Source organism: Arthrobacter sp. 10N43, assembly GCF_056394525.1.
On record NZ_JBFTIA010000003.1, the window covers coordinates 501,130 to 525,878 of the forward strand.

A 24,749-nucleotide genomic window follows, 5' to 3' on the forward strand; every position below is an offset into this window, starting at 1 on the left:
CAAGCAACGCGGGTCACTAGCGCCCATTCCGGACGTCCGGAATGGGCGCTAAGGGACTCCGCGTTGGTCGTTGCCTGGGGTCTAGTGGGCGGGCTGGGCCACGCCTGCGGTCTTACGCATCATGGCGGACAGCGCGACGGCGGCGAGGGCTATGACGGCAGCCGTCAGGAAGGCGGCGTGCATGCCGGCAACCATTCCCGAGGACTCTGCCACGAAGGCGTAGATCGAGACCAGAAGCGCAGTCCCGGCCGCGCCGGCCACCTGCTGCAGGGTGCTCATGATGGCCGAGCCGTGTGAGTACAGGTGCGGCGGCAGCGGGTTCAGGCCGGCGGTGAAGGCCGGGGTGAACAGCAGTGCCAGGCCCAGGCTCAGTGTCACGTGCAAGGAAATGATCCAGCCCAACGGTGAGGCGGCGTCCAGCATGGAGAACTGCCAGAGGGACAGCACCATCATGACCGAGCCCGTCACCGTCAGCGGCAGCGGCCCCACCTTGTCGAAAACGCGGCCGATGAATGGCCCCAGCAGGCCCATGGCGAGGCCGCCCGGGAGCAGCACCAGGCCAGTCTCGAGTGATTTCAGGCCGCGGATCTCCTGCAGGTACAGCGGCAGCAGGATCACCGCGCCGAACAGGGCAATCATCGCCACGACAAGCAGCAGTACGGATACCGTGAACATCCGGAATTTGAAGGCGCGCAGGTCCAGCAGGGGGGCATCGACCTTCTGCAGTTTCAGTTGGCGCAGCACGAACGCCGCCAACGCTGCCACGCCGATGGCAAGTGCCAGCACGGCAGGGGTGCGGGAGCCGGCCTGTCCCCCGCCGATCTGGCTCAGGCCGTACACGAGGCCGCCAAACGCGGGGACCGTGAGCAGCACTGAGAGGGCGTCGAGCCGGGTTTTCTCGGTTTCGCCGATGTTGGTCAGGTACTTGGCCCCGATGGCCAGCGCGGCGAGGGCGATCGGCAGAACGAAAACGAACATGAACCGCCAGGAAAAGTGCTGGAGGATCAGGCCGGAGACAGTGGGGCCCAGTGCGGGGGCAACCGAAATGGCGATGCTGACGTTGCCCATGACGGCCCCGCGGCGTTCAATCGGGACGAGCGTGAGGATGGTGGTCATCAGGAGCGGCAGCATGATGGCCGTGCCGCCGGCCTGGACGATGCGGGCCAGCAGCAGGACTCCGAAGCCGGGCGCGACGGCGGCCAGCAGCGTGCCGCCGGAGAACAGCCCCATGGCCAGCATGAACACCGCACGGGTGGAAAGGCGCTGCAGGATGAACCCGGTGGTCGGAATCACCACCGCCATGGTGAGCATGAAGCCCGTGGACAGCCACTGCACGGTGGGCGCGTCGATGTTCAGATCCACCATCAGCCGCTGCAGGGCGACGTTCATGATGGTCTCGTTGAGGATCACGACGAACGTGGCCACCAGCAGCGTGACGATGATGGTCACGGACTCCCGGGACATCTTGGCCGGCGCGGTTGGTGCCGCCGGCGCGATCGGTGCGGGAATGACGGGGGCAGCGCCCGTTGTGGGGTCGCCAGAGGCGTTGGAAGAGACGTCTGTTGACATGGGTGTTCCCTCGGGGAGCTTGGTGTGGGTCCGGCGAGCGTCGGCGCTGCTGCAGGTTCCAACAGTCTAAGCCCCGGGCGCATTCCCGTCATCGAAAAATAACGCGGGGTCAGACACGGCTCATTGAGGGCCCCACCATGGGCGCGAAGTGACTCCGCGTTGCTGTTAGTTGGAGGTCGGGGTCAGGAGTTCAGGGGCGCGTTGTCGATGAGCCGGACGGGTCCTACCTTGGCGGCGATGATCGCCAGCCCTTCGCCGCGGAACGGGGTATCCCTGCAGTTCTCCGCGAGGGGCTCCAGGGTGCTCGGATCCACCACCTCGAAATAGTCCAGTTCCACGAGCGGCTGGGAGCGGACCAGGGCCTGCGCGGATTCAATGTCCAGGGGCTCGTGGGCGTTGGCGCGCTCCTCGATGAGCCGCAGCGCACGGGAGAGCACCAGGGCGGCCTCACGCTGGTCCTCGGAGAGGAAACGGTTCCGGCTGGACAGGGCCAGGCCGTCGGCCGAGCGGACGATGGGAACGGGCACGATCTCCACGGGGAAATTCAGGTCCGCCACCATGCGCTGGACCAGCGCCAGCTGCTGCGCGTCTTTCTGCCCGAAGTAGGCGCGGTAGGCCGGCTGGCCACCGCCCGGCAGCCCTGCCCCCGGGATTCCGTAGTGGAGCAGTTTCGCGACGACGGTCAGGGCGCCGTCGAAGTGTCCGGGCCGGGAGGCGCCCTCCCACTTGTCGCCCAGGGGTCCTGCCGTGATCCGCACGAGCGGTGCCCCGCCGGGGTAGACCTCCTCAACACTTGGAGCGAACGCCAGGTCCACGCCCTCGGCGTCGAGCAGCGCGAGGTCGGCATCCAGTGTCCGGGGGTAGCGTTCCAGATCCGCGGCCTCGCCAAACTGCAGGGGGTTGACGAAGATGCTGGCCACCACGACGTCGTTTTGGGCGACGGCGGTCCGGGCCAGCTGGGCATGACCCTCGTGCAGCGCGCCCATAGTGGGCACGAGCCCCTGGGACGTGCCGCCTTTCTGCGCCAGCAGCCGGGCGCTGGCGGCGCGGAGCTGGGCAGCGGTGTTGACGAGTTGGATTGCCATGTCAGGGTCCTTCCGGGGCGTGCGTCCCGTTCTGGCCGGGCCCGCCGAGCGCCTGTTCGATGCCGTCGAGTTGTTCCTGTTTCAGGAGCCCGCGGCTTCCTGCCCGGCGGGCCGTAGCCCGGGCCATCGCCAGGTACGCCTCAAGAATATCGCCGGCCGCGCCGCCGTCGTACTCGCGCAGGGCGCCGGCGTGCGCGGCAACGGTGCCGGCGTCGCCGCGGGCTACGGGGCCGGTCAGGGCCGACTCGCCGGACGCGAGGGCGTTCTCGAGCGTGGCTCGCAGGAGCGGGCCCAGCATCCGGTCCGGGGCCTCGACGCCAACGTCGCGGAGCAGCTGCGAGGCCTGCGCCACGAGCGTGACCATGTGGTTTGAGCCGTGCGCGAGGGCGGCGTGGTACAGGACGCGGTCGGCTTCTGCGATCGCTACGGGCTCCGCGCCCATTTCGACGACGAGCGCCTGCGCGATCGGCAGCATCGCGGCGTCGGCCGTGACGCCAAAAGTGCAGTCCAGGAGCCTCGTGAGGTCCAGGCTCATGCCCGTGAACGTCATGGCCGGGTGCAGCGCGAGCGGCACGGCGCCGGCGGCACGGACCGGGTGCAGGATCCCGACGCCGAAGCGTCCGGAGGTGTGCGCCACCAGCTGGCCGGGCTGCCAGGCGCCGAGCTTGGCCAAGCCGTCCACGAGGGGGCCGAGGGCATCGTCCGGGACGGCCAGCAGGACAAGCTCGGCGCGCTCCACGATGTCCTGCACGTCCAGGATGGGAACACCCGGCAGGAGCGTTTCGGCGCGTTCGCGGCTGGCGTCGGACACGGCGGACGCCCCAATGACGGCGTGCTCGGCTCCGCGCAGCGCCGCCCCGAGGACGGCACCGACCTTCCCTGCGCCAATGATTCCGACGCCGAGGCGTCCTGGTTTAGCCATGATGCGGGCCTTCCTGGGGGTGGTCTGTGGGTGGCGGGGCCGGTTGGGCTGCCGGCTCCATCCAGTGCTCGCTCCGCTGGAGCATGCGCGCGGCACGGGCCCGGGCGGACTGGGCATCCAGCAGGGCCCGGGCCTCGTCGAGGCCGGCCTGGATGAGCCGCGGGGCCACCGGACCTGCCGTGGTGTGCAGGACCAGGTCCACCACCCGGAATCGCCGTGCGAGCGGCCCCTGCTGGAGCGCCATGGACTGGGTGCGCTGGTGCGGCACCACCACGAAGTTCCGCCACCACCGGCCCGATCTCAGGAGCAGGGCGGTGTCCGTTGCGGTGAAGCCGTTGCGCCGCCAGCCCAGCGGCGCCAGGAACCTGGCCCGGCGCGGCGTGGTGACGAACCCGCCGTCGGGCTGCTGCGGGGTTCCCGTTCCCGGGGCGCCGGTTTCGGGGGTTCCGGCGGCATCGGCGATGCCGGTGATTCCCGCCGTGAATACCCCCACCGGATCTCGGGTTCCGGGATCCGGGAGCACCAGGGCGAGGATGTTCAGGACGTCGGTGAGGGACCCGACCGGAAGCAGCGTGGTCCGGGCCGATCCTTCGCCGCTGTTCACGGCCAGTCCGTAGCCGGCCACGTTGACCTGGACCCGGTACCAGCCGAGCGTCCGCCACAGCGGCGGCTGGCTGACTTTGAGCGCCTGGATCCTGCCCGGCGGCACGGTCTGCGCCTGCGTGTCCAGCAGGCCGTAGCGCAGCCGGATGCCGTCAGGCGATACGGCGGCCGTGAAGTTGTAGCCCTTGTTGAACGAGGACCAGTAGGAGGCGACGAGTCCGATCAGGGCGGGGATCAGGAAGACCGTGAAGTTCTTGTGTTCGGTGAAGGTCGAGAGCAGCACGGAGGCAATGCCGCCGGCTACGATCGCGACGCTTTGTTCGCTCAGCAGCAGCGAGCCCACCAGCCGGGGCGGCGGCACGGTCAGCACTGCTTGTTCCGGGGCCTCGACGGCTGCGGCCTCCGGCTGCCCCGGCTCCGGCGCAAAGCCGGCGGCGCGGGCCAGGATTGTCGCCCGGAGCTGCCGGGCCTCGTCCGCGCGCAGGTAGGAGAGGCGCACTGCGGATTCACCGGCGTCGGCGACTTCGAACCTCAGCTCCGCCAGCCCGAAGATCCGCGCCAGGAAGGGCTGCACGACGTCGATTGCCTGCACCCGGTCCAGCCTGGCCTGCCGCTGCTGCCTGAACAGGAATCCGGTGTTGACGCGCACGTAGCCGCCCGCCACCTGGTAGCGGGTGAAGTACCAGCTCAGGACGTAGCCGAGAACGGTCAGCAGCAGCAGGATGCCGCCGCCAAGCAGCAGCCATGGCGCCCGTCCGGTGAACCGCTCGTCAACGACCGGGCCGCCCTGGAGGAGCCGTTCGAAGCTGTCGCGGCCAAAAAAGAACAACAGTGCGGCCAGCGCCACCCAGCCCCGGACAAAGGGCGATGCCGGGTGCACGCGCAACCAGCCGGCGTCGCCGGTACCTTCGCCACCGGCCCCGCCGGCAACCCCCGCCCCGCCGTCACCGGCGCCAGCGGCGCTTCCGGGACCCTGCGGTGTCAGCGCCATCCCGTCATGGCCTTCCCGTCACAGCCCGGCCAGCCGGGCTTCGCCGCGGGCAGACAGCTGTTCGCGGAGCCGGGCTCCTTCGCTGGCAGGCAGTCCGGGGATCTCGGCGTTGGTTCCGGCGGATGCCGTGTGAAGCTTCAGGGTGCACAGGCCCAGCGGACGCTCGACCGGTCCTACGGCGATGTCCACGTACTGCATCCGCCCGTAGGGCACGACAAGGGTGCGCTGGAAGAAGATCCCCCGCCGGATCAGGAGGTCGTCCGCCCGCTCGGCGTAGCCGATCGAGCGGACCTGCCGCGGAATCAGCAACAGCCGCCACAGCGCCAGGACCAGCCATACGGCGGGGATGGCGGCGGCCAGCCACAGCGGAGGCCAGGTCCAGGCCCCGGCCAGCACCAGGATCAGGGGAATTGAGAGCAGGGCGACGGCGACCAGGTTTCCCAGCCCCCAACCCACCAGGCGCACGGTGACGTACTTCGGTGACACCCTGAGCCAGTCGATGCCCGGAGGATCAATCGCTTCGGTAGGCATATTCGCCTTCCGCCGAGGGCTTGTTGCGCTTTCCCTGCGCGCCGTGACCGGAATCGGCGTCGCCGTCCTCCGGTGGAATCCGGCAGAACCGCTCGACGACGAGGCCCACGATCACCATGATCAGCCCGCCGCCGGCCATGGCGAGGGCCTGCCAGGTGAGGTCCTGGTTGCTGCGCAGGTTCCACAGCCTCAATTGCTCCACGAAGATTCCCGCGTGCCAGCCCAGCAGGACCGTGCCCGTGTAGGCGCAGGCCTGGGCGAGGACCAGGGTCCACGCAGCCAGGATCGGGTTGAGGATTTTCTTCTTCTTGCCGTTGCGCCACCGGAGCACGCGGATCCCCAGGACCAGGGTCAGCACCACGATCACGCCCATGGTCACCAGCCCGGTCAGGGGCAGCACGGGGGTGGCCAGCGAATAGCGGCCGGTCAGGACGGTGGTGAGCCAGCCGGCTATCGCCACAACCACACCAATGGCCAGCAGGAGCAGGGGGCTGGTCAGTTTCACGGCCGCTCCACTGCGCCGGAGGCTCCGGTGCTCCCGGGGGATGTGGCATCCGCTTCACGGTTCTGGAAGCCGTCAAACGTCGCAATGTCGGCGAAATCGGCGGCATTGACCGCAAGTTCGCCCACGCGTTCGCCGTTGAGCTCGGCCGCGGGATCGATCAGCGACCACGGATAGAGCACGAACGCCCGTTCGGCGGCCCGGGGGTGGGGCAGGGTGAGCTCGGGGTCGGAGCTGACCACGTTCCCGTAGGTGATGATGTCCACGTCCAGGGTCCGCGGGCCCCACCGGACTTCGCGCACGCGCAGATGCTTCTGTTCCACGGCGTGGCAGTGCTGCAGCAGTTCGCGCGGCGGCAGGTTCGTCTCGACGGCGATGACCATGTTCAGGAAGTCAGGCTGGCCCGGCGGGCCGCCCACGGCCTTCGTCTGGACAATCGGGGAGATGGCCAGCAGGCGCACTTCCGGCGGGTCGACGAGGTCCGCGACGGCGGCGGACAGGGTGTCGCTGCGCTCCCCCAGGTTGCTGCCGAGCGCGATCACGGCGCGGGTGTAGGACGGGATCACGGCCGCCTCCGGTGAACGCTGACGGAAACGTCGCCGAAGTCCACCTCGATGGGGGCCTTGGGCTTGTGCACGGTGATGTCCACGGCGGCCACGGGGAATTTCTGCAGCACGTCCTCGGCAATCCGCACCGCGAGGGCCTCGATCAGGTTCAGCGGCTCGCCTGTGATCCAGTCCTTGATGCAGTCGGCCACTTCGCCGTAATGCGCGGTGTCCAGGACGTCGTCGGAAGCCGCGGCCTTGCTGAAGTCCAAGTGCAGCACGGCGTCAACCACAAACGGCTGGCCGTCGCGACGCTCGAAGTCGAACACCCCGTGATAGCCGACGGCGGTGACGCCGCTCAGCGTGATCTGGTCCATGGTGCCGGCCGGATCAGTTGGTGCCGGCGTCGGCGGAGCCGGCCGCCGCTGCCGCCGGAACCATCCGTGCGGCGACCTTGACGGCGTCCAGGCTGGGGCCGACGTCGTGCACACGCACGGCCCAGGCGCCGCGGAAGGCGCTGATGGCGGTCACGGCGGCCGTGGCGGCGTCACGTTCAACCGGCTGCGCGGCCTTGCCGGCCACGGTCAGGAGGCTGCCGAGGAACCGTTTGCGGGAGCCGGCGACCAGGACCCTGTGGCCCATGGCCTGCAGGACATCCAGATGCTGCAGCAGCTCCCAGTTCTGGGCGTCGTTCTTGGCGAAGCCCAGGCCCGGGTCCACAATGATCTGCTCAGGCGCGACGCCGGCGGCGTAGAGCTTGTCGCGGACACCGGTGAGTTCAGTGACGACTTCCCGCGCGACGTCACGGTAGTCGGTCAGCGAGTTCATGGTGCTGGCATCGCCGCGGCGGTGCGTCAGGATGTAGGGGGCCTTGGTGCGGGCGGCCAGTTCGGCCATTTCCGGTTCCATGGTCAGGCCCGAAACGTCGTTGATGATCGCGGCGCCGGCTTTCAGGGCCGCGGCGGCGGTAGCGGCGTGGGTAGTGTCGATGCTGACCAGGGCGCCCGCCTTGACCAGGGCTTCGATGACCGGCAGGACCCGGCGCTGTTCCTCCTCGACGCCCACTGCCGTAGCACCGGGGCGGGTGGATTCACCGCCGACGTCGATGATGTCCGCTCCGGCGTAGAACATCCGGAGCCCCGCCGCGATCGCGGTGTCCGGCGTCGGGTGGTCTCCGCCGTCGCTGAAGGAATCGGGGGTGACGTTGAGGATTCCCATTACGAGTGTCCGGTCCGTGGGCAGGTCCTGGAACTTCGCCGCCGGGCGCGGTTTGCGCAGGATGGGCAGGGGCGAGGTTGCGGGGCCGGTCCCCGGGGCTGCGGCTAGGGAGTCCATAGTCTGTGTTCTTACCTTCCGAGTATGAGGCTCATGGCTTCGGCGCGGGTGGCCGGGTCGTGCAGTTGCCCGCGCACTGCGCTGGTGACGGTCTTGGCGCCGGGCTTGCGGATGCCCCGCATGGACATGCACAGGTGTTCGCATTCGACGACGACGATCGCGCCGCGCGGTTTGAGGTGGCTGACGAGGGCCTCGACGATCTGGGTGGTCAGGCGTTCCTGCACCTGCGGGCGCTTGGCGAACATATCCACCAGCCGGGCCAGTTTGCTCAGGCCGGTGACCTTGCCGTCGTGGGACGGGATGTAGCCAACATGCGCCACCCCGTGGAACGGCACCAGGTGGTGCTCGCAGGTGGAGTAGAACGGGATGTCCTTGACCAGCACGAGTTCCTCGTGGTCAAGGTCGAACGTGGTGGCCAGGATCTCGGCGGGGTCGTGGTGCAGGCCGGCAAACATTTCCGCATAGGCCTTGGCCACCCGCTTCGGGGTGTCCAGGAGCCCGCCGCGATCCGGGTCCTCGCCGATTGCGAGCAGGATTTCCCGCACGGCGGCTTCGATCCTGGGGCGGTCCACCTTGGTCTTGGAATGCTGGGATTCCCCGTCCCCCGCCGGGGCGGCAGCGGGGGCGGTTACGTCATCATCGAAGTTAGAAGTCACAGAAGAAGCCTAGCGGGGATGACCATCAGTCCCGATATCTGTTGCACCGCCCTGGAAGGACTCCTGCCCGCCAACACCCTGCGCATGCGGCGGCTGGGCATCCAGGGGCTCTTCGAGCCGGGCATGGGTGGCTTCCTCCTGCGCTTCACGTTCCGCCTTTTCACGGCGTGACTCCACCGGGCCGGCGTCCTGGACCGGGCGGGTCTCCTTGGAAAGCCAGACGTCGCGGAAGTCGCGTTTGCGGATATTGGTGAAGACCTGGGCGATTTCGGCCTGGTTCAGGGTCTCGCGCTCCAACAGTTCCAGGGCCAGCTCGTCCAGGACGTCGCGGTTCTCGGTCAGGATGGCGTAGGCCTCGTCATGCGCGCCGTCGATCAGGCGGCGGACTTCCTCGTCGACGATGTACGCGATCTGGTCCGAGTAGTTGCGCTCGTGGCCGGCGTCGCGGCCCAGGAACGGCTCGCCGCCGCCCTGGCCGAGCCGCACCGACCCGACCCTTTCACTCATGCCGAACTCGGTGACCATTTTCCGGGCGATCCCGGTGGCCTTCTCGATGTCGTTGGACGCACCCGTGGACGGGTCGTGGAAGACGAGTTCCTCGGCGACGCGCCCGCCCATGGCGTAGGCCATCTGGTCGAGCAGCTCGTTGCGGGTGACGGAGTATTTGTCGTTTTCCGGGACCACCATGGTGTAGCCCAGGGCACGGCCGCGGGGCAGGATGGTGATCTTGGTGACCGGGGCGGAGTTCCGCAGGGCCGCGGCGACGAGCGCGTGGCCGCCCTCGTGGTAGGCGGTGACCTTGCGTTCGTGTTCCTTCATGACCCGGCTGCGCTTCTGCGGGCCGGCCATGACGCGGTCGATCGCCTCGTCGAGGGCACGGTCATCGATCAGGTTCGCGTTGGAGCGGGCGGTCAGCAGTGCCGCCTCGTTCAGGACGTTGGCCAGGTCCGCGCCGGTGTAGCCGGGGGTCTTCTTGGCAACGGCCTTGAGGTCGACGCCGGCAGCCATCGGCTTGCCCTTGGCGTGCACCTGCAGGATCTGGTCGCGGCCGATCAGGTCGGGGGCCTCGACCGAAATCTGCCGGTCGAAGCGGCCCGGACGCAGCAGTGCCGGGTCCAGGACGTCGGGGCGGTTGGTGGCGGCAATCAGGATGACGTTGGTCTTGACGTCGAAGCCGTCCATTTCAACCAGCAGCTGGTTCAGGGTCTGCTCGCGCTCGTCGTTGCCGCCGCCGATTCCGGCGCCGCGGTGCCGGCCGACGGCGTCGATCTCATCGACGAAGATGATGGCCGGCGCGTTCGACTTGGCCTGCTCGAAGAGGTCGCGGACGCGGGAGGCGCCCACACCGACGAACATTTCCACGAAGTCGGAACCGGAGATGGAGAAGAAGGGTACGCCGGCCTCGCCGGCGACCGCGCGGGCCAGCAGGGTCTTGCCGGTGCCCGGAGGGCCGTAGAGCAGCACGCCCTTGGGGATCTTGGCGCCGACGGCCTGGAACTTGGCCGGTTCCTGCAGGAACTCCTTGATCTCCTCGAGTTCCTCGACGGCTTCATCGGAGCCGGCGACATCGCTGAAGGTCACCTGGGGCATGTCCTTGTTGACGAGCTTCGCCTTGGACTTGCCGAACTGCATGACCTTGGACCCGCCGCCCTGCATCCGTGAGAGCAGGAACCAGAACAGGACACCGAGCAGCAGCACCGGCACCAGCAGGGAGAACAGCCCGGAGAACCAGTTGTTTTCGATGGGCTGGTCGGTGAAGCCGCCGGACGGTTTGGCGTCCGTGACTGCCTTGACGACATCCTGGGCGCGGGCGTTGACGAAGTAGAACTGGACGTTCTTGCCCTTGTCCTGCCCGTCGACCTGCAGGTTGTCCTTCAGGACCAGGTCCACACGGTTCTCGGCGTCGAAAATCTTGGCCTGATCAACCTTGCCGCTGGTGCTCAGCAGTTCAAGGCCCTTGTCAGTGTCGATCCGGCTAGCACCGCCGGGCGCCAGAGTGGCGAATGCCAGCAGGAGCATGGCCACCACGACGACAATCCAGATGCCGGGGCCCTTGAAGAAACTCTTAGCTTTCATCTGTTCGGGGGCTGGCCCCGTCCCTCCTGGTAGTGCTGCACGGCGACCGTTCTGCGCGCGTGTGGTGCTGCGTCAGGTTCTAGCTATACACCGTCGCACTAACTCACGCACGGTGAAGGGCAAAAGTTCCCTGTGGGCGTAGCTGGGCCGGGCCTTGCCCCGCCCGGGTCCCGGGCGCGGGTGCCTCTGCGTGAGCGGTCTACTCGTAGACGTGCGGTGCCAGGGTGCCGACGAAGTCCAGGTTGCGGTACTTCTCGGCATAGTCCAGGCCGTAGCCCACGACGAACTCGTTGGGAATGTCGTAACCGACGTACTTGACGTCGATTTTGACCTTGGCGGCCGTCGGCTTGCGGAAAGCGGTGCAGATTTCCACTGAGGCGGTGCCGCGGGATTCCAGGTTCGTCTTGAGCCAGGAGAGCGTGAGGCCCGAGTCGATGATGTCCTCGACAATCAGGACGTCCTTGCCCATGAGGTCCGTGTCGAGGTCCTTGAGGATGCGGACCACGCCGGAGGACTGGGTGCCGGAGCCGTACGAGGAGACGGCCATCCAGTCCATGGAAACGTGGCTGTGCAGTGCACGGGCCAGGTCTGCCATGACCATGACGGCGCCCTTGAGGACGCCGACGATCAGGAGGTCGCGTCCCTCATAGTCCTTGTCGATCTGCGCCGCGAGTTCGGTGATCCGTTGCTGGATCTGTTCCTTGGTGTAGAGAACGTGTTTGAGGTCTGCCTGGACGTCGTTTGAATCCACCAATGGCTCCTGTGTAGATGCGGGGTGCGACTAATTTCGGGGCGGCCGTTGAGGCCGGAATACAAGCTTCCCACAGCGGGCGGCTTCGCGGGGAACACCGGCGGAGGCGGACGGCCCCGCAGCGAGGAGCTCCGCGAGCGAGAGCCGGTAGACGCTGACGCCTCCGGGAAGCTCCACCGGGCCTGCCGATCCCTGCCGGCGCAGCAGCGCTTCGGCGGCGAGCAGTCGCTGGTAGCTGGGCTGTTGACCCCCGACGGCGGCGGCGGCCTTGGCAATCACCCGGAACCTCACGGCCGGGGCAAGGTCCCGCAACGCGGCCTCCGGAAGGCTGATCTCCTCACCGGCCTGCTCCCGCAGCCGGCCGAAGGTGTCGTTCGCCACGTCCTCGAGGTAGTCGGCGTCGAGCTGCAGGATCGCGGCAGTGCGGGCCAGGGATTCGGCGACGCCGGGGCCGAGTTTGTCCTCCAGCAGGGGCAGCACTTCAACCCTTGTCCGGGAGCGCGCGAACGCGGGATCGGTATTGGACGGGTCGTGCCAGGGTTCCAGCCCCTCGACGCGGCAGATCTCCAGGGTGTCCGCCCGCCGCAGGCCCAGGAACGGGCGCAACAGCCGCCCCCGGGAGGGCCTCATTCCGGCCAGGGAGCGGGTGCCCGAGCCGCGCGCCAGGCCCAGGAGCACCTGCTCGGCCTGGTCATCGAGCGTGTGGCCGAGCAGGATCGCGCCGGCACCCGTCTCCTCGGCCGCGGCCTCCAGGGCCGCGTGGCGGGCGTCCCGGGCGGCCGCCTCGGGGCCGATGCCGGTGGAGGCGACGTCGACCGTCCTGATCTGCACGGGCGAGAGTCCGAGGTCCTCGAGGGCCCGGGCGGTGAGTGCGGCGACACCGGCAGAGCCGGGCTGCAGCTGGTGGTCCACGACGACGGCGCCAACGGCCACGGGGTGGCCGTCCACATGGGCGCGGCGGGCGAAATAGGCGGCAACGGCGGCGAGGGCCAGGGAGTCCGGGCCGCCGCTGCAGGCGACCAGGACGCGTTCCGGGTAGCCGGCCGCAGCAAGGGCGTCCTGCAGCATTTTCCGGGCCGTGCCGACCACCGGCGCGAGGCGGCCGGGCCGGCGTCGTCCGCTGGAAACGGAGGTCGAACCAACACCGCTGCTGACAGTCATGGCGGCTAGAGGCCCATCCGGTCGAGCCAGAGCTTCGAGTCGTGGATCTCGGCTTCGCTGGGGAGGTGGCCGGCGTGCTCCCAGACTTTGTTGAATCCTGCCATGCCGGCGGCGTCCACCACTTCGCGGACGAACTTGGCGCCGTCACTGTACTGGCGCATCTTGGCGTCGAGACCGAGCAGGTTGCGGATGAATTTCTCGATCATGCCGCGGTCCTGGCCGCGGGCGTTGAACCGCTGCCGGATGGTCTTCACGGAGGGGACGATGCTGGCGTCCACGGCGTCCATGACCACGTTGGCGTGGCCCTCGAGCAGGCTCATGAGGGCGGTGAGGCGGGACAGGGCCGCCTTTTCCTCCGGGTTCTGGAGCAGGTCCAGGATGGCGCCCCGTCCCGGCGCGGCGCCGGGCGCCGCCCGGTCCTTCAGCGACTTCGCGGCCGCGGAGGCCCGTTCCACCAGCGAATCGACGTTGCCCAGCAGCATGCCGCTGAGGTTTTCGATCTCCTGGAGCATGTGGTGCCGCAGCCACGGGGCGGCGGCGAACTGGACCCGGTGGGTTTGTTCGTGGAGGCAGACCCAGAGCCGGAAGTCCTCGGGAGCGACTTTCAGTTCCCGTTCCACGGCGATGATGTTCGGCGCGACGAGCAGAAGGCGCCCGGATGCGGGGGCCGTGGAGTTTTCGGCCAGCGCGGAGAAGGGATCGTACTGGCCCAGGACTTTGCTGGAAAGGAAGGCCAGGATGGCGCCCAGCTGACTGCCGGTGATGGCCGCGCTGACGCTGGTGGCTCCGGGGCTCAGGGCTGCGCGGCCCTCCAGCAGCTTTTCCATGGCGGGCTTGAGCATCACGGCGAAGCTCTGGGTGTTGGCCTTGGCCCATGAGGCCCTGTCCACCACGAGGACCTCGGAATCACGCAGGTCCCTGGCGGCGTCAAGCCCGGTGATGTCGTGGACGTGCGGCACCGAAAGGTCTGCCATGAGCCGCAGGTTTTCCACCGCGGCGCCGATCTCTGCGGCGCCCAGGACGGGGCCCGCGGGCGTCAGGCGCGCCGCCGTGGACGCGGCGAGCTCCCAATTGATAAGACCTTGGGCCTGGACCGAGGTCTCACCCGAGGTTTTTCGTGATGGCTCGCTTGTTGTCTCGCGCGCAGAGGACTCCATGGGATCCATCAGAACACAGGGGCCGGACAATGCGCCTTAATTTTCGCTGACCGGCGAACCGGGTGGTCCCCCGTTCGTTCAGATCCGGCAGGGTCCGTCAGCGGCAGCCGCAGCCTGCGAGAACGGCGGCGGAGCGGTCCAGGGCGGCCTTGTTCGCGGCGCCGGGAGTCAGGCCGTTCCCCACGAAGGAAAAGACCAGCAGTCGGCCGTCGGCGTCGACGACGTAACCGCTGAGCGCAATGACAGTGTTCAGCGTGCCCGTCTTGGCGCGGACCAGACCGGCGCCCGCGGCCGAGGCTCCCTCCACATACCGGCCCCCCAGGGTTCCGGTGAGCCCGGCGACCGGGAATCCCGAAAGGGCGGCGCGCAACCGGGTGTCCGTCCCCGAGGTCATGGCCCGGACCACGTCCGTGAGCTGCCGGGCCGAGACCCGGTTGGCCAGGGCCAGGCCGGAGACGTCCGCGGCACGGAGGGCATCAGTGGGAACGCCCATGCCCCGGACCTGCTGCAGCACGGCGGCAATGGCGTCCTCGCCGCTGCCGGCCCGGCCGTCGCCGAGGGCGGTCATCCGTCCCAATACCTCGGCCAGGTAGTTGTCCGAGGTCTGCAGCATGAGGTCCACCTGCTGGCCCAGTGTGGCGGACTGGACCTCGGCCAGGACCTTGGCGGGGGCGCTGCCTTTCCCGTGTTCAGTGGCTTTCCCGGGTTCACTGTCAGGCGCGTCTCCGGGCTGGACCCGGGTGACCCCGGGGGTCACGGAGAGCCCAGCGGCCGCCGCTGCCGAGGTAAGCCTGGCGGCGAACGCCTCGGCGGCGGTCATGGCGGCGTCCTGCGGGCGGGTTCCGGTGGTCTTGGCGGGATCGAACCTGGCCGAGTTCAGTGCCAGCGGGAACAGCGGGGCCGTCTCCCCGGCAGCGACGTCCTCGGGGCTCCACGCCTGGCTGAGCGAGGGGCCACTGAAGAGGGAGTCATCGAGCAGGACGCTGACGGCGCCGCTCGCGCCGTTGGCCTTGAGGGCATGGACCGTTGCCTCGGCGAGCGTGGCGAGCCCGGCGCGGCCCAGGACGGCCCCGGGGGCGGATTCGCCGGCGCCCAGGAGGACATCGCCACCGCCGGTCAGGACCACCGAGCCCGGCGTTGGCCCTGCCACCACCCGGGTGCTGAAGCGGCGGTCCGGGCCCAGGACACGCAGTGCGGCGCCGGCTGTGAGGAGCTTCATGTTCGACGCGGGAACGCGGGCCTCGTCGGCCCCGCGTTCAAAGAGCACCTCTCCCGTGGCGGCGTCCTGGACGATCCCGGTGAAGGTGCCGGCGCCGGCGGGCTTAAGGGTCTCGTTGAGCTGTGCCGCGAGGGCTGCGCCGGCGGGGATTGGCGCGGCGTCGCTGAGTGGCCGGATTCCGTCCGCATCGCTGCCGGGGCCGCTCAGCGTCGCGGGAATCTGCTGCCAGGCCGGCGTTGATGCCGAAGCGCCCCGGGGCTGGTCCGGGCCGAGGAATGCCGGGGCGATGGCGATCCCGGCCGGCAGTGCCAGCGCCACCACCAGGACGGTCTGGAGCAGCGGTGCGAGGATCCCGCGAAGCCTGCCGGGCCCCGGTGCGGTGCCGGCGCGGCTGGTTATCGGTTTCATGCTGCTGCTGGTCCTTAGTCCTGAAATGTCCTCACTAGTTCCTGAAACCAGCGCCTCTCGCTATATCCTCAATAGTAGTCGGCGGCACCGACACTGCTTTTTGCCTTCGTCACGCGTGCCGCGCACCCCTGAATTCGTCAAGGAGCATTCCATGAAGCATGACGTGACCATCGAGATCCCCAAGGGATCGCGCGTCAAGTACGAAGTCGACCACGAGACCGGCCGCGTCCGCCTGGACCGCGTCCTGTTCACGTCGATGCAGTACCCCACTCACTACGGTTTCTTCGAGAACACCTTGGGTGAAGACGGAGATCCGCTGGACGCGCTGGTGCTCCTGCAGGACTTCGACCTGTACCCCGGCGTCATCGTCGAGTCCCGCCCGATCGGCGTTTTCAACATGACCGACGACGGCGGCGGCGACGCCAAGGTTCTCTGCGTCCCGACCGACGCCCGGTTCGACCACATCAAAGAGATCAGCGATGTCAGCGAGTTCCTCATCAAGGAAATCGAGCACTTCTTTACCCGTTACAAGGACCTGGAGCCGGGCAAGTGGGTCAAGGCCGAGGGCTGGGGCGACCGCGCCGCCGCCGAGGCCGAGCTCGAAGCGTCCATCAAGCGCTACGTGCCGGCGGCCGGTCACTGACCGTTCCTGCACTCCAACGCGGGGTCCCTTACCGCCCATCCGGGTCGCCGGATTGGGCGGTAAGGGACCCCGCGTTTTTTAAGTGCTGGCGGGCGCAGCGGTGAGGACCCTCGGCGTCGACCTCGCTGCGGCCGCGAAGAAGACGGCTGCGGCCCTCATCGAATGGGACGACGGCGGCGCGGCCCGCCTGGCGCATCTGTCCCTGGACGTGGACGACGAGGAGATTCTCAGCCTCTTCGGCGCCAGCGACATGACGGGCATCGACTGCCCCCTCGGCTGGCCTGACGCCTTCCTGCCTTTCATTGCAGGGCATTTGGCTTTCGACGCCGGGCCGGTCCTCAGCTACGACGGGATCGAGGGCCGCCGGCTGCTCGCTTACCGTGACACGGACCGGTTCGTCACGGGCAGGACCGGGCTGATTCCGCTCAGCGTCTCCGCGGACCGGCTGGCCCACCCGGCCATGAGGTGCGCCGTCATCCAGGCCAAGATCGCCCGGGACTCGGGGCCGCAGGCCAGGGATGGCTCCGGCCGGCTCGCGGAGGTCTATCCGGCGCCATCCCTGAAGATCTGGGGGATCCACGCCCGCGGCTACAAGGGACGCGGGGCGCCAGAAGCCGAAAGGCTGTCCTCCGCCGTGGCGGATCTGACGCTCAAGGCCCCGTGGCTGGACCTCTCGGGGTACCGGGACGATCTTGCGGCGTCCGATGACATGTTCGATGCCGTCATTGCCTCATTGACAGCGCGGGCAGTCGCTCTCGGCAGGACACTGCGGCCCGGCCCCGGGCACGCCGCGGCTGCCCTGAGCGAGGGCTGGATCCATCTGCCCTCCGGCCAACTCTCCGACCTAGCAGCCGGATAGTCGCCCGGTAAGCGCCACTGTTACGGTCCCGGCCCTGCGAGTCTCGCCGGGCACTTGCCCGGCAAGTGCCACCGGGTAGTGTGTCATCCAGAATGTTCACGCTGACCATCAATCAAACCGACAGCCGGCGCGACGGCGACCGTGTGCCGCAGCTCCTCAAGGACCTGCGGCACATTCCGGCGCGCCTCGATTTCGACCGTTCCGTGGAGGACGAGGTCCAAGGCATCCTGGACTGTCCGCACCAGGCGGTGGAGGCGGCCATGATCGCCCTGCGCAGCGGCAGCTGGTACGTGGGCATTGGGGTGGGGCCGGTCAATGAACCCCTGCCGAACCAGATCAAGGACGCCTCGGGCCACGGGCTGATCTACGCCCGGCGCGCCGTGGATCGCCTCCGCAACGGCAAGGACCGGGTCCGTGTGGCCGTAGAAGGCCCGCTGGCCGATCTCGCGGCCGAGGCCGAGGCCGTCCTGCGCCTCCTGGGCCACATTGTGCACGACCGGAGCCAGGCGGAATGGCGGGTGCTGGACCTGCTCACCCCGGGCGTGCGTGGTCAGCAGAAGGCGGTGGCCGAGGAGCTCGGGATCACAACCCAGGCCGTGAGCAAAGCCGTGGCCCGGTCCCAGTGGAACGAAGAGTACGCGGCCCGTCCCGCTGCGGCCCGTCTCCTGGGCCTCATCCTCGACGTCCGCTAGCCGGAGGGTCTCTCACCGGCACCGCCCGTCCGCCGCCGCCGCCGGCGGCTAGAGGAGGCTGCGAAGCACGTGCGCGGCGCCGTCGTCGTAGACCGACTTCGTCACCTCATCCGCGGCGGCAATCACTTCCACGGGGGCCTGCCCCATGGCCACGCCGCGGCGTGCCCAGGTCAGCATCTCGATGTCGTTGCGGCCGTCGCCGACGGCGACCGTGCGTTGGGTGTCGATGCTGAGCCGGTCGCGGAGGTGCTCCAAGGCACTGGCTTTTGTGACGCCGGCCGCGGCAATGTCCAGCCACGCCGTCCAGCCCACCGAATACGTCACGCCGGCGAGACCGATGTGGCGGATGGCGGCGTTGAACTCTTCGGGCGTGTTTTCCGAGCTGAAGACCACCACGCGCACAGCGGTTGCCTCCAGCATGGTCTGGAAGTCGACGCCCACCGCCTCGACACCGAAGCTGGCGTCCTGGAAGCGCTCCGTGGACAGGAAATTACCTTCTTCGTCCTCGAGGGCGTACTTTGCGGTGGGCAGCCGCTTGCGCAGGGCCCGAAGCACAGGGCCCGGGTCAAACGTTGCCTTGTGGAGGACTTCGTAGCCGTCCGGCAAGCCCGAGTCGATGCGCAGGATCACGCCGCCGTTGGAGCACACTGCGTAACCGGTGTCGATTCCGATGTGCTCGATGACGGGCAATGTGGCGTTGAGGGAGCGGCCGGTGGCGATCATGACGTGGTGGCCTGCGGCCACCACGGCCTGGGCGGCCTCGCGGACAGGAACTGACATGTGCCCGTCGTGGTCCACAAGGGTGCCATCGACGTCGAGAGCGATCAGCAGCTTGCTGCCGGCGCCGTTCAGGGCACTTTGGTCCCGGACGTTCCTGGTATGGTCTGCCGTGTTCTGGTCTGTCATGTTCTGGTGTGTGGTGCGCCGGTCATCGTTGCCGGCGACTGAGGATTCAGTCATAGTTGTCATCTCACAAGTAGAGCAGACACCCCCGACGGCCGCTAGGACACACGCCACAGCAAGGCGTTAACTTGTGGTAAACACCCACAGCCTGTCCACAGTGTGAATATTTACCCGGCGGCCACCGGAGGCCCGGCTGGTGGTTAAAGGACGGTGGTTATAGGACGGGGAACACCGTCATGCCGCCGAGGTACTTCTGCAGCGCTGCGGGGACGTTGACGGACCCATCGGGGTTCTGGTGGTGCTCCAGGATGGCAACGATCCAGCGGGTGGTTGCCAAGGTGCCGTTGAGCGTGGCCACGGCCCGGGTGCCCTTGGGCGCACCGTCCTCGTTGAAAATCCGTTCACGGATGTTCAGGCGGCGCGCCTGGAACGTGGTGCAGTTGGACGTGGAGGTCAGCTCCCGGTAGGCGCCCTGGGTGGGAACCCACGCCTCGCAGTCGAACTTCCGGGCCGCTGAATTGCCCAGGTCCCCGGCCGCGGTGTCGATCACGCGGTACGGGAGTTCGCACTTGGCCAGCATCTCTTCTTCCCACGCCAGGAGCCGGGCGTGCTCGCCGGCCGCCTCCTCAACAGTGGTGTAGATGAACATCTCCACCTTGTTGAACTGGTGGACCCGGATGATGCCGCGGGTGTCCTTGCCGTGCGAACCGGCCTCGCGGCGGTAGCAGGAGCTCTGGCCCGCGTAGCGGACCGGACCGCCCGAAAGGTCCAGGATCTCGTCGGCGTGGTAGCCGGCGAGGGCTACTTCGGAGGTGCCCACAAGGTAAAGGTCGTCTTCGGCGAGACGGTAGATCTCGGCGTCGTGCTTGACGTCAAAGCCGGTGCCCTGCATGGTTTCCGGACGCACCAGGGTGGGCGTGATCATGGGGACGAAGCCGGCGTCGATCGCCTGTTCCATCGCCATCTGAAGCAGCGCCATCTCAAGCCGGGCGCCGACTCCGCGCAGGAAGTAGAAGCGTGAGCCGGACACTTTGGCCCCGCGTTCCATGTCGATGGCCCCGATCAGCTCACCGATTTCCAGGTGGTCCTTGGGCTCGAAGTCGGGGAACTCGCGCGGCGTGCCAACCGTCTTGACCACGATGTAGTCGTCCTCGCCGCCGGCCGGGACACCGTCCTCGATCAGGTTGGGGATGCTTCGGAGCAGTTCCTCGTGGGCGCTCTGGGCAACATCCGCCTCGGCAGATGCGGCCTTGACCGAGGCGGCCAGGACCTTCACGTCCGCGAGGAGGGCCTGCTTTTCCTCGCCCTTGGCCTGCGCGACCTTCTTGCCGAAGACGTTCTGTTCGGCCCGGAGGTTCTCGAACCGGATCAGCGCTGCGCGCCTGGCCGAGTCCGCAGCGATGATCGCGTCCACCGCGGATTCGTCGGCGCCACGGGCGCGCTGGCTGGCACGGAACTTGTCCGGATTTTCGCTGAGGTCTTTTACGTCGATCACCAGACAAGAGTATCCAATCCGGTCGCCGTTCCCGGGCAACCCGATGCGGGGGCGCTGGCGGGATACTGTTGGATCACAATGCGCGACTGGCTGCTGTACCTCGTCATCGCTGGGGTCCTGGCGTTTGCCGTCTCCAGTTGGTGGGGAGTGCGCCGGCTGAAGGCCAAGCACACCCGCAGGGCCGTGTGGGAGGAAACCCACAGCCCGGGCCTGGGCCACCAGAGAGTTGCCGTGGTCCTGAATCCCATCAAGGCCAGGTCCGCCGAGGCGCGGAGCCTGATTGAAGCGGCGTGCGCCGAGGCAGGCTGGCAGCCGCCCCGCATCTTTGAAACCACAGCCGAGGACCCCGGCTTTTCCCAGGCGCGGGCGGCGGTGGCCTACGGAGCCGACGTCGTCCTGGCCTGCGGCGGCGACGGTACCGTGCGCGTGGTGGCTGAGATCCTCGCCGGGACGGACATCGCGATGGGCCTGATTCCGCTGGGCACGGGCAACCTCCTGGCCCGCAATGTGCATCTGGAGGTGGGGGACCTCCCAGGCAATGTGCAGGCCGCCTTGTTCGGACACCAGCGGTTTATCGACACGGCGCGGCTCACCCTGGACAATTCACGCACCGGAGAGTCGGCGCAATACACCTTCCTGGTGATCGCGGGTATCGGCATGGACGCCGAAGTGGTCAATGATACGAACGACGATTTGAAGAAGGCGGTGGGCTGGCTCGCGTACACGGAGGCCGGCGCCCGGCACCTGGTGGGGCGGCGCAAAAAGGTCTCCATTGCCCTGGATGACCAGCCCGAACAGTTCCGGAGTATCCGCAGCGTCCTCTTCGCGAACTGCGGCCTGATCCCCGGGGGCATCGATTTCATCCCCCAGGCGATGATCGATGACGGGATGCTGGACATCGTGGTGATGAGCCCGCGCAGTGCAATCGGCTGGCTGGCCATGTACACAAAGATTGTTCTGAAGCACAAGAAGGAACTGCCGGTCATGACGTATTACCGGTCGGGCAAGATCACCATCCGGAGCTCCGAACCCCTGCCCACCCAGGTCGACGGCGACCCTTCCGGCGAGGCCACGAAGGTCACCGTCCAGGTGGCCCCGGGATCCCTGCTGGTCCGGGTCAAGGACGGCACCGAAGTCGGCTAGGCCGACGGCGGCTGGAGCGGTGACTAGGCGCTGGCGGCCTTCTTTGCCTCTTCCGCCTTCTTCGCTTCCGCGGCAGCCTTGGCGGCCCGGGCTTCGGACTGCTCCCGGATCATTGCCTGTTCTTCTTCGAAGCGCAGGCGGTCCGCGCGGTCGGCGTCGTCGCCGTCCCAGTCCTGGTTGTCAGCCGTCGGCTTGGGATTGACGATCATTCCCTGGCCGTCGTTGTCTGTGCTGGTGCCTGACATGACCCGCTCCCTCCGTTAGGGGACTTCCCCAATATGGATCAGGCAAGCATACGCACAGTTGGGAGGGGGTGGAAGGGCACCGGATGGCATTTGCCTACGCTTTGGGCGAAGCCCCCGGCGTATATTCCACCTCGGCAGATGCTCCGCCCAGTATGTCTTTCACCCACGCATGCGCGGACCGGAATGCCTGGTCCGAGGTATGCGGTGCCACGCTGGTCCGGGTGCCGTCGGCACGTTGGTACGAGCCGAGGAAGCGGGTGGCCGGGCTGATCCGGTGGAGGCCGGCAAGCGCGTCGGCCACCCGGGCGTCAGCCACATGGCCATCGGCGTCAATGCTGAAGAAGTAGTGGCCCAGATACTGCCCGGTCGGCCGGGATTCGATCCGGCTCAGGTTCACGCCGCGGGTCGCGAACTGGTCCAGGATCTCCATCAGTGCACCCGGCCGGTCCTCGGGCAGCGGCACCACCACGGTAGTCTTGTCCGCGCCGGTGCGGTCCGGCAGCTGGCCCGGGCGGCCCACGAGCACGAACCGGGTGACGGCGCCGGGGTTGTCGCCGATGTTGTCTGCCAGCACGGCCAGCCCCGGCTGCTCGGCGGCCACGATCGGGGCGCAGATCGCCGCGTCGTAGTGGGCGCCGTCGCCGCCCAGCAGGCCCATCGCGGCCGCGGCGGTGGACGACCCCGGAATATATTCCGCATGAGGAATATTGGCTTCGACCCAGAGCCTGCACTGGGCCCAGGCGTGGCCGTGGGTGGAGATCCGCCGGATGTCCCCGATCGCCACTCCCGGTCTGGCCACAAGGACGAAGCTGATGGGCACCAGGGCCTCCCGGAGGATCCTGAGTTCCTGGCCGGTGGCGATTGCGTCGAGGGTGGCCGTCACACCGCCTTCGACCGAGTTTTCAATCGGCACCATGGCCGCGTCGGCGGAACCGTCCCGCACCTTGTCCAGCGCCGTGTTCACATTCGATGACGGGATGCGGATGGCGTCCGCCGCGCCCGGGACTTGCATCAGGGCCGCCTCGGTGAAGGTGCCCTCGGGTCCGAGGAATGTGTAGGTGACGGTGGGTGCGGGCATCAGGTCTTCCTTCTTCGGTTACAGGACGACCGGTTTGAGGCCGTTGTCCGAGACCAGCGGCATGCCGGTCTCGACCCACTGGTCCATGCCGCCGGCCACATTCACGGCGGAATATCCCATTCCCACCAGCCACTGGGTGGCCCGGTAGGAGCGGCCGCCGGTGCGGCAAATGACATACACGTCCTCGTCCGGGTCGAGCTCCTCGATCCGGGCCGGCAGCTGGTCCATGGGGATGTGCAGGGCGCCCTCGGCGTGTCCCGCGGCCCATTCATAGTCCTCGCGGACGTCCACGATCTTGGCACCATCGGGGATGCCAGACACGCTTACGCTCTGGAAGTCGCTCATGTTCACCCTTTCCGCAGAATTCAAGCTCCGATCCCAGCGTATCCCCCGCTGCCGGCAGCGGTGCCCGGCTGGCGGCACGTTACGCTTCTGGGGACCGCAAAGGAGACTCATGGCTGCCGAACACCCCGCGGAGCGGCCCGTCCGCGGCCCCCGCCCCGGGACATGCCCTCCCCTCGCTGCGAGCGCTGGACATGATGCCAAGGTGTCCTCCCGCAGGTCCCAAAAATGGGCATGTCCGGCGGGCACGGAACCCGCATGGCCCCGCGAACGGCTGAAGTCCGGCTTCCTTGGCTGAAATCCACGAGCTCGCCGCCGTCCAGCTCCGCGAGGCGCTCCGTTCCGGGGAGCTCTCCGCCAGGCAGGCCACCGATCATTTCCTGTACCGCATCGAAGCCCGGAACCCGCACCTCGGGGCATTCATCACCGTCACCGCGGACCAGGCGCGGAAGGATGCCGCGGCAGCCGACCACGTCCACGCCCTCCGAACCCGGACCGGCGAAGCCCTGGCGCCGCTGCATGGGATGCCGGTCGCCTTCAAGGACCTGACGGATGTGGCGGGGGTGGTCACCACGCACGGAAGCGCCGCGCTCGACCGCAAGCCCGCGCTGGCCGACAGCGCCCTCGCCGCCGCGCTCAAGGCGGCGGGGGTGGTGTCGCTGGGCAAGACACAGGTCCCGGAGTTCGGCCTGACGGCGTACAGCGAGAACCGGATCGCCCCGCCGTCGCGCAATCCACATGCACCCAGCCGCAGTTCGGGCGGATCCTCGGGCGGCAGCGCTGCCGCCGTGGCGGCGGGGCTGCTGCCCTTCGCCCCCGGATCCGACGGCGGCGGCTCGGTGCGGATTCCGGCTGCGGCGTGCGGACTGGTCGGGCTGAAACCCGGGCGAGGGCTGGTGCCTGCCGGGGAAAGCTCCGGCGATCCGGCCCATCTCGTGGTTGCCGGGCCGCTCGCGCGCTCGGCCGCCGATGCCGCGCTGCTTTTGGATGCCCTGATGCCCGCGGCACCGGCCCCCGCCCCCGCGGTCCCGCCGGGTTCCAGCTACCTCGACCTGACCACAAGGGAACCGCGCCGGCTGCGGATCGGAATCAGCCTGGACAGCCCGTGGCAAACCGCTTTCCCCTTCACCCCGGATCCTGAGGCGCTCGAGGCACTGTCCGACGGCGTCGCGCGGCTGGAGGCGGCGGGACACGCGACCTCAGAGGCCGCGATTCGCTATGACAACCGCTACGCGGCCGCTTTCACGACAGCCTGGACGGCCGGGATCGGCAGCGCGCGGATCCCACCTCAGCGCGAGGCGCTCCTGACCCCGCTCACCAGGACGTTCCGGCGCCGGGCGCAGCAGCGGAGTGCGGCGAAACTCAACGAAGCCCTCGGTTTCCTCCGGCAGTTCCAGCGCGACACGATCGCCCAGTACAGCCAGTGGGACCTCATCCTCACGCCGGCCCTGGCGCAGACGCCCCGCCCGGTGGGCTGGTTCACGGCCGCGACGCACGGCGGGGATTACTGGCCGGCTGCGGAATGGGCGGGCGACGCCGACGGCGACTACCGCAAGCAATGCGAATACGCGCCGTGGTCCTCCATGGTGAACGTCTGCGGACTGCCTGCCATCAGCATTCCGGTGCACTGGACCGGCGGCGCCCCGGGTTCCGGCCTGCCGATGGGCATACAACTGATCGGGCCGATGGGCTCCGAGGGGCTGCTGCTGCAGGTGGCCGCCCAGTTGGGGTTCTAGCCCTCGCTCCTGCCCCGGGCTTCCCAGAGGACATGCCCACCCCTCCCGTTGGCCACGGCACATGTCCACGCCTCAGACCGAACACGGGATATGTCCAGCGCT

25 protein-coding genes are annotated in these 24,749 nt (G+C 68.4%); 5 read left to right on the forward strand and 20 right to left on the reverse strand.

The features are described from left to right. Window positions 1-81 precede the first annotated feature (81 nt). The 15 genes from AC1DDO_RS07185 to dacB all read right to left on the reverse strand — a co-directional run bounded on the left by AC1DDO_RS07185 (window position 82) and on the right by dacB (window position 15,511). Window positions 82-1,569 (reverse strand): DHA2 family efflux MFS transporter permease subunit, encoded by a 1,488-nt coding sequence (locus AC1DDO_RS07185; RefSeq protein WP_476971633.1) that lies wholly within the window; start codon window positions 1,567-1,569, stop codon window positions 82-84. A gap of 182 nt (window positions 1,570-1,751) precedes the next feature. Next, entirely contained in the window at window positions 1,752-2,654 is a 903-nt protein-coding gene (panC, locus tag AC1DDO_RS07190; protein ID WP_476866887.1) for a pantoate--beta-alanine ligase, read from the reverse strand. Between the two features lies 1 nt (window position 2,655). Continuing rightward, a complete protein-coding gene (locus AC1DDO_RS07195; protein WP_441408247.1) occupies window positions 2,656-3,576 on the reverse strand; it encodes a Rossmann-like and DUF2520 domain-containing protein in 921 nt (306 codons plus the stop codon). After that, window positions 3,569-5,170 carry a PH domain-containing protein gene (locus AC1DDO_RS07200; protein WP_476866886.1) on the reverse strand — a complete coding sequence of 534 codons (1,602 nt, stop codon included), beginning with the start codon at window positions 5,168-5,170 and terminating at the stop codon, window positions 3,569-3,571. The genes AC1DDO_RS07195 and AC1DDO_RS07200 overlap by 8 nt, the downstream gene beginning before the upstream one ends. Window positions 5,171-5,188: 18 nt before the next feature. Further along, a complete protein-coding gene (locus AC1DDO_RS07205; RefSeq protein ID WP_476866885.1) occupies window positions 5,189-5,701 on the reverse strand; it encodes a PH domain-containing protein in 513 nt (170 codons plus the stop codon). Then, window positions 5,682-6,206, reverse strand: a complete 525-nt coding sequence (locus tag AC1DDO_RS07210; protein ID WP_441408250.1) for a DUF3180 domain-containing protein — start codon at window positions 6,204-6,206, stop codon at window positions 5,682-5,684. Before AC1DDO_RS07210 ends, AC1DDO_RS07205 begins: the two co-directional genes overlap by 20 nt. Next, window positions 6,203-6,769: a 2-amino-4-hydroxy-6-hydroxymethyldihydropteridine diphosphokinase gene (folK, locus tag AC1DDO_RS07215; RefSeq protein WP_476866884.1), complete on the reverse strand. Its 567-nt coding sequence runs from the start codon at window positions 6,767-6,769 to the stop codon at window positions 6,203-6,205. The genes AC1DDO_RS07210 and folK overlap by 4 nt, the downstream gene beginning before the upstream one ends. Then, complete coding sequence (gene folB / locus AC1DDO_RS07220; protein WP_441408252.1) at window positions 6,766-7,125, reverse strand: dihydroneopterin aldolase; 360 nt, start codon at window positions 7,123-7,125, stop codon at window positions 6,766-6,768. Before folB ends, folK begins: the two co-directional genes overlap by 4 nt. A gap of 13 nt (window positions 7,126-7,138) precedes the next feature. After that, window positions 7,139-8,083: a dihydropteroate synthase gene (gene folP, locus AC1DDO_RS07225; protein ID WP_476866883.1), complete on the reverse strand. Its 945-nt coding sequence runs from the start codon at window positions 8,081-8,083 to the stop codon at window positions 7,139-7,141. Window positions 8,084-8,094: 11 nt separating this feature from the next. Then, a complete protein-coding gene (gene folE / locus AC1DDO_RS07230) occupies window positions 8,095-8,739 on the reverse strand; it encodes a GTP cyclohydrolase I FolE (protein WP_476866882.1) in 645 nt (214 codons plus the stop codon). A 9-nt stretch (window positions 8,740-8,748) separates the two neighbouring features. Then, window positions 8,749-10,815 (reverse strand): ATP-dependent zinc metalloprotease FtsH, encoded by a 2,067-nt coding sequence (ftsH, locus tag AC1DDO_RS07235; protein WP_441408255.1) that lies wholly within the window; start codon window positions 10,813-10,815, stop codon window positions 8,749-8,751. 199 nt (window positions 10,816-11,014) lie between these two features. After that, the gene (hpt, locus tag AC1DDO_RS07240) at window positions 11,015-11,566 is read right to left on the reverse strand and encodes a hypoxanthine phosphoribosyltransferase (RefSeq protein ID WP_091255514.1); all 552 of its coding nucleotides are present in this window, start codon (window positions 11,564-11,566) and stop codon (window positions 11,015-11,017) included. A 30-nt stretch (window positions 11,567-11,596) separates the two neighbouring features. Then, window positions 11,597-12,634 (reverse strand): tRNA lysidine(34) synthetase TilS, encoded by a 1,038-nt coding sequence (gene tilS, locus AC1DDO_RS07245; RefSeq protein ID WP_476867077.1) that lies wholly within the window; start codon window positions 12,632-12,634, stop codon window positions 11,597-11,599. A 98-nt stretch (window positions 12,635-12,732) separates the two neighbouring features. Beyond that, window positions 12,733-13,884 (reverse strand): zinc-dependent metalloprotease, encoded by a 1,152-nt coding sequence (locus tag AC1DDO_RS07250; protein ID WP_476866881.1) that lies wholly within the window; start codon window positions 13,882-13,884, stop codon window positions 12,733-12,735. A gap of 97 nt (window positions 13,885-13,981) precedes the next feature. Continuing rightward, a complete protein-coding gene (dacB, locus tag AC1DDO_RS07255; RefSeq protein ID WP_476866880.1) occupies window positions 13,982-15,511 on the reverse strand; it encodes a D-alanyl-D-alanine carboxypeptidase/D-alanyl-D-alanine endopeptidase in 1,530 nt (509 codons plus the stop codon). 151 nt (window positions 15,512-15,662) lie between these two features. Here dacB and AC1DDO_RS07260 point away from each other — a divergent pair, with 151 nt between their 5' ends. The 3 genes from AC1DDO_RS07260 to AC1DDO_RS07270 all read left to right on the forward strand — a co-directional run bounded on the left by AC1DDO_RS07260 (window position 15,663) and on the right by AC1DDO_RS07270 (window position 17,705). After that, on the forward strand, window positions 15,663-16,154 hold the full coding sequence (locus tag AC1DDO_RS07260; RefSeq protein ID WP_441408258.1) for an inorganic diphosphatase: 492 nt from the start codon (window positions 15,663-15,665) through the stop codon (window positions 16,152-16,154). A 100-nt stretch (window positions 16,155-16,254) separates the two neighbouring features. Continuing rightward, the gene (locus AC1DDO_RS07265) at window positions 16,255-17,013 is read left to right on the forward strand and encodes a DUF429 domain-containing protein (protein WP_476867076.1); all 759 of its coding nucleotides are present in this window, start codon (window positions 16,255-16,257) and stop codon (window positions 17,011-17,013) included. Between the two features lie 92 nt (window positions 17,014-17,105). Further along, window positions 17,106-17,705, forward strand: a complete 600-nt coding sequence (locus tag AC1DDO_RS07270) for a hypothetical protein (protein ID WP_476866879.1) — start codon at window positions 17,106-17,108, stop codon at window positions 17,703-17,705. A 48-nt stretch (window positions 17,706-17,753) separates the two neighbouring features. Here the strand turns inward: AC1DDO_RS07270 and AC1DDO_RS07275 are convergent, their stop codons facing one another. Together AC1DDO_RS07275 and serS are read right to left on the reverse strand one after the other, a co-directional pair. Further along, complete coding sequence (locus tag AC1DDO_RS07275; protein ID WP_476866878.1) at window positions 17,754-18,674, reverse strand: HAD family hydrolase; 921 nt, start codon at window positions 18,672-18,674, stop codon at window positions 17,754-17,756. Window positions 18,675-18,822: 148 nt separating this feature from the next. Further along, the gene (serS, locus tag AC1DDO_RS07280) at window positions 18,823-20,103 is read right to left on the reverse strand and encodes a serine--tRNA ligase (RefSeq protein WP_476866877.1); all 1,281 of its coding nucleotides are present in this window, start codon (window positions 20,101-20,103) and stop codon (window positions 18,823-18,825) included. 78 nt (window positions 20,104-20,181) lie between these two features. Here serS and AC1DDO_RS07285 point away from each other — a divergent pair, with 78 nt between their 5' ends. Next, the gene (locus AC1DDO_RS07285) at window positions 20,182-21,246 is read left to right on the forward strand and encodes a diacylglycerol/lipid kinase family protein (protein ID WP_476866876.1); all 1,065 of its coding nucleotides are present in this window, start codon (window positions 20,182-20,184) and stop codon (window positions 21,244-21,246) included. 23 nt (window positions 21,247-21,269) lie between these two features. On the opposite strand, the gene AC1DDO_RS07290 is transcribed toward AC1DDO_RS07285, so the two are convergent. The 3 genes from AC1DDO_RS07290 to AC1DDO_RS07300 all read right to left on the reverse strand — a co-directional run bounded on the left by AC1DDO_RS07290 (window position 21,270) and on the right by AC1DDO_RS07300 (window position 22,914). Continuing rightward, complete coding sequence (locus AC1DDO_RS07290) at window positions 21,270-21,491, reverse strand: hypothetical protein (protein WP_390201662.1); 222 nt, start codon at window positions 21,489-21,491, stop codon at window positions 21,270-21,272. Window positions 21,492-21,585: 94 nt separating this feature from the next. Further along, on the reverse strand, window positions 21,586-22,569 hold the full coding sequence (pheA, locus tag AC1DDO_RS07295) for a prephenate dehydratase (RefSeq protein ID WP_476866875.1): 984 nt from the start codon (window positions 22,567-22,569) through the stop codon (window positions 21,586-21,588). 18 nt (window positions 22,570-22,587) lie between these two features. Further along, window positions 22,588-22,914, reverse strand: a complete 327-nt coding sequence (locus AC1DDO_RS07300) for a rhodanese-like domain-containing protein (protein WP_390201660.1) — start codon at window positions 22,912-22,914, stop codon at window positions 22,588-22,590. 287 nt (window positions 22,915-23,201) lie between these two features. Between AC1DDO_RS07300 and AC1DDO_RS07305 the strand changes: the two genes are divergently transcribed. Further along, the gene (locus AC1DDO_RS07305) at window positions 23,202-24,647 is read left to right on the forward strand and encodes an amidase (RefSeq protein ID WP_476866874.1); all 1,446 of its coding nucleotides are present in this window, start codon (window positions 23,202-23,204) and stop codon (window positions 24,645-24,647) included. Window positions 24,648-24,749 lie beyond the last annotated feature (102 nt).

Coding starts and splice junctions, on each gene's coding strand:
- dacB (WP_476866880.1), bottom strand. CDS start 15,511: ATGAAACCGATAACCAGCCGCGCCGGCACCGCACCGGGGCCCGGCAGG.
- panC (WP_476866887.1), bottom strand. CDS start 2,654: ATGGCAATCCAACTCGTCAACACCGCTGCCCAGCTCCGCGCCGCCAGC.
- AC1DDO_RS07300 (WP_390201660.1), bottom strand. CDS start 22,914: ATGAGCGACTTCCAGAGCGTAAGCGTGTCTGGCATCCCCGATGGTGCC.
- pheA (WP_476866875.1), bottom strand. CDS start 22,569: ATGCCCGCACCCACCGTCACCTACACATTCCTCGGACCCGAGGGCACC.
- ftsH (WP_441408255.1), bottom strand. CDS start 10,815: ATGAAAGCTAAGAGTTTCTTCAAGGGCCCCGGCATCTGGATTGTCGTC.
- AC1DDO_RS07205 (WP_476866885.1), bottom strand. CDS start 5,701: ATGCCTACCGAAGCGATTGATCCTCCGGGCATCGACTGGCTCAGGGTG.
- AC1DDO_RS07285 (WP_476866876.1), top strand. CDS start 20,182: ATGCGCGACTGGCTGCTGTACCTCGTCATCGCTGGGGTCCTGGCGTTT.
- AC1DDO_RS07275 (WP_476866878.1), bottom strand. CDS start 18,674: ATGACAACTATGACTGAATCCTCAGTCGCCGGCAACGATGACCGGCGC.
- AC1DDO_RS07185 (WP_476971633.1), bottom strand. CDS start 1,569: ATGTCAACAGACGTCTCTTCCAACGCCTCTGGCGACCCCACAACGGGC.
- folP (WP_476866883.1), bottom strand. CDS start 8,083: ATGGACTCCCTAGCCGCAGCCCCGGGGACCGGCCCCGCAACCTCGCCC.
- AC1DDO_RS07290 (WP_390201662.1), bottom strand. CDS start 21,491: ATGTCAGGCACCAGCACAGACAACGACGGCCAGGGAATGATCGTCAAT.
- tilS (WP_476867077.1), bottom strand. CDS start 12,634: ATGCTGCAGGACGCCCTTGCTGCGGCCGGCTACCCGGAACGCGTCCTG.
- AC1DDO_RS07250 (WP_476866881.1), bottom strand. CDS start 13,884: ATGGAGTCCTCTGCGCGCGAGACAACAAGCGAGCCATCACGAAAAACC.
- folB (WP_441408252.1), bottom strand. CDS start 7,125: ATGGACCAGATCACGCTGAGCGGCGTCACCGCCGTCGGCTATCACGGG.
- AC1DDO_RS07200 (WP_476866886.1), bottom strand. CDS start 5,170: ATGGCGCTGACACCGCAGGGTCCCGGAAGCGCCGCTGGCGCCGGTGAC.
- AC1DDO_RS07195 (WP_441408247.1), bottom strand. CDS start 3,576: ATGGCTAAACCAGGACGCCTCGGCGTCGGAATCATTGGCGCAGGGAAG.
- AC1DDO_RS07260 (WP_441408258.1), top strand. CDS start 15,663: ATGAAGCATGACGTGACCATCGAGATCCCCAAGGGATCGCGCGTCAAG.
- AC1DDO_RS07270 (WP_476866879.1), top strand. CDS start 17,106: ATGTTCACGCTGACCATCAATCAAACCGACAGCCGGCGCGACGGCGAC.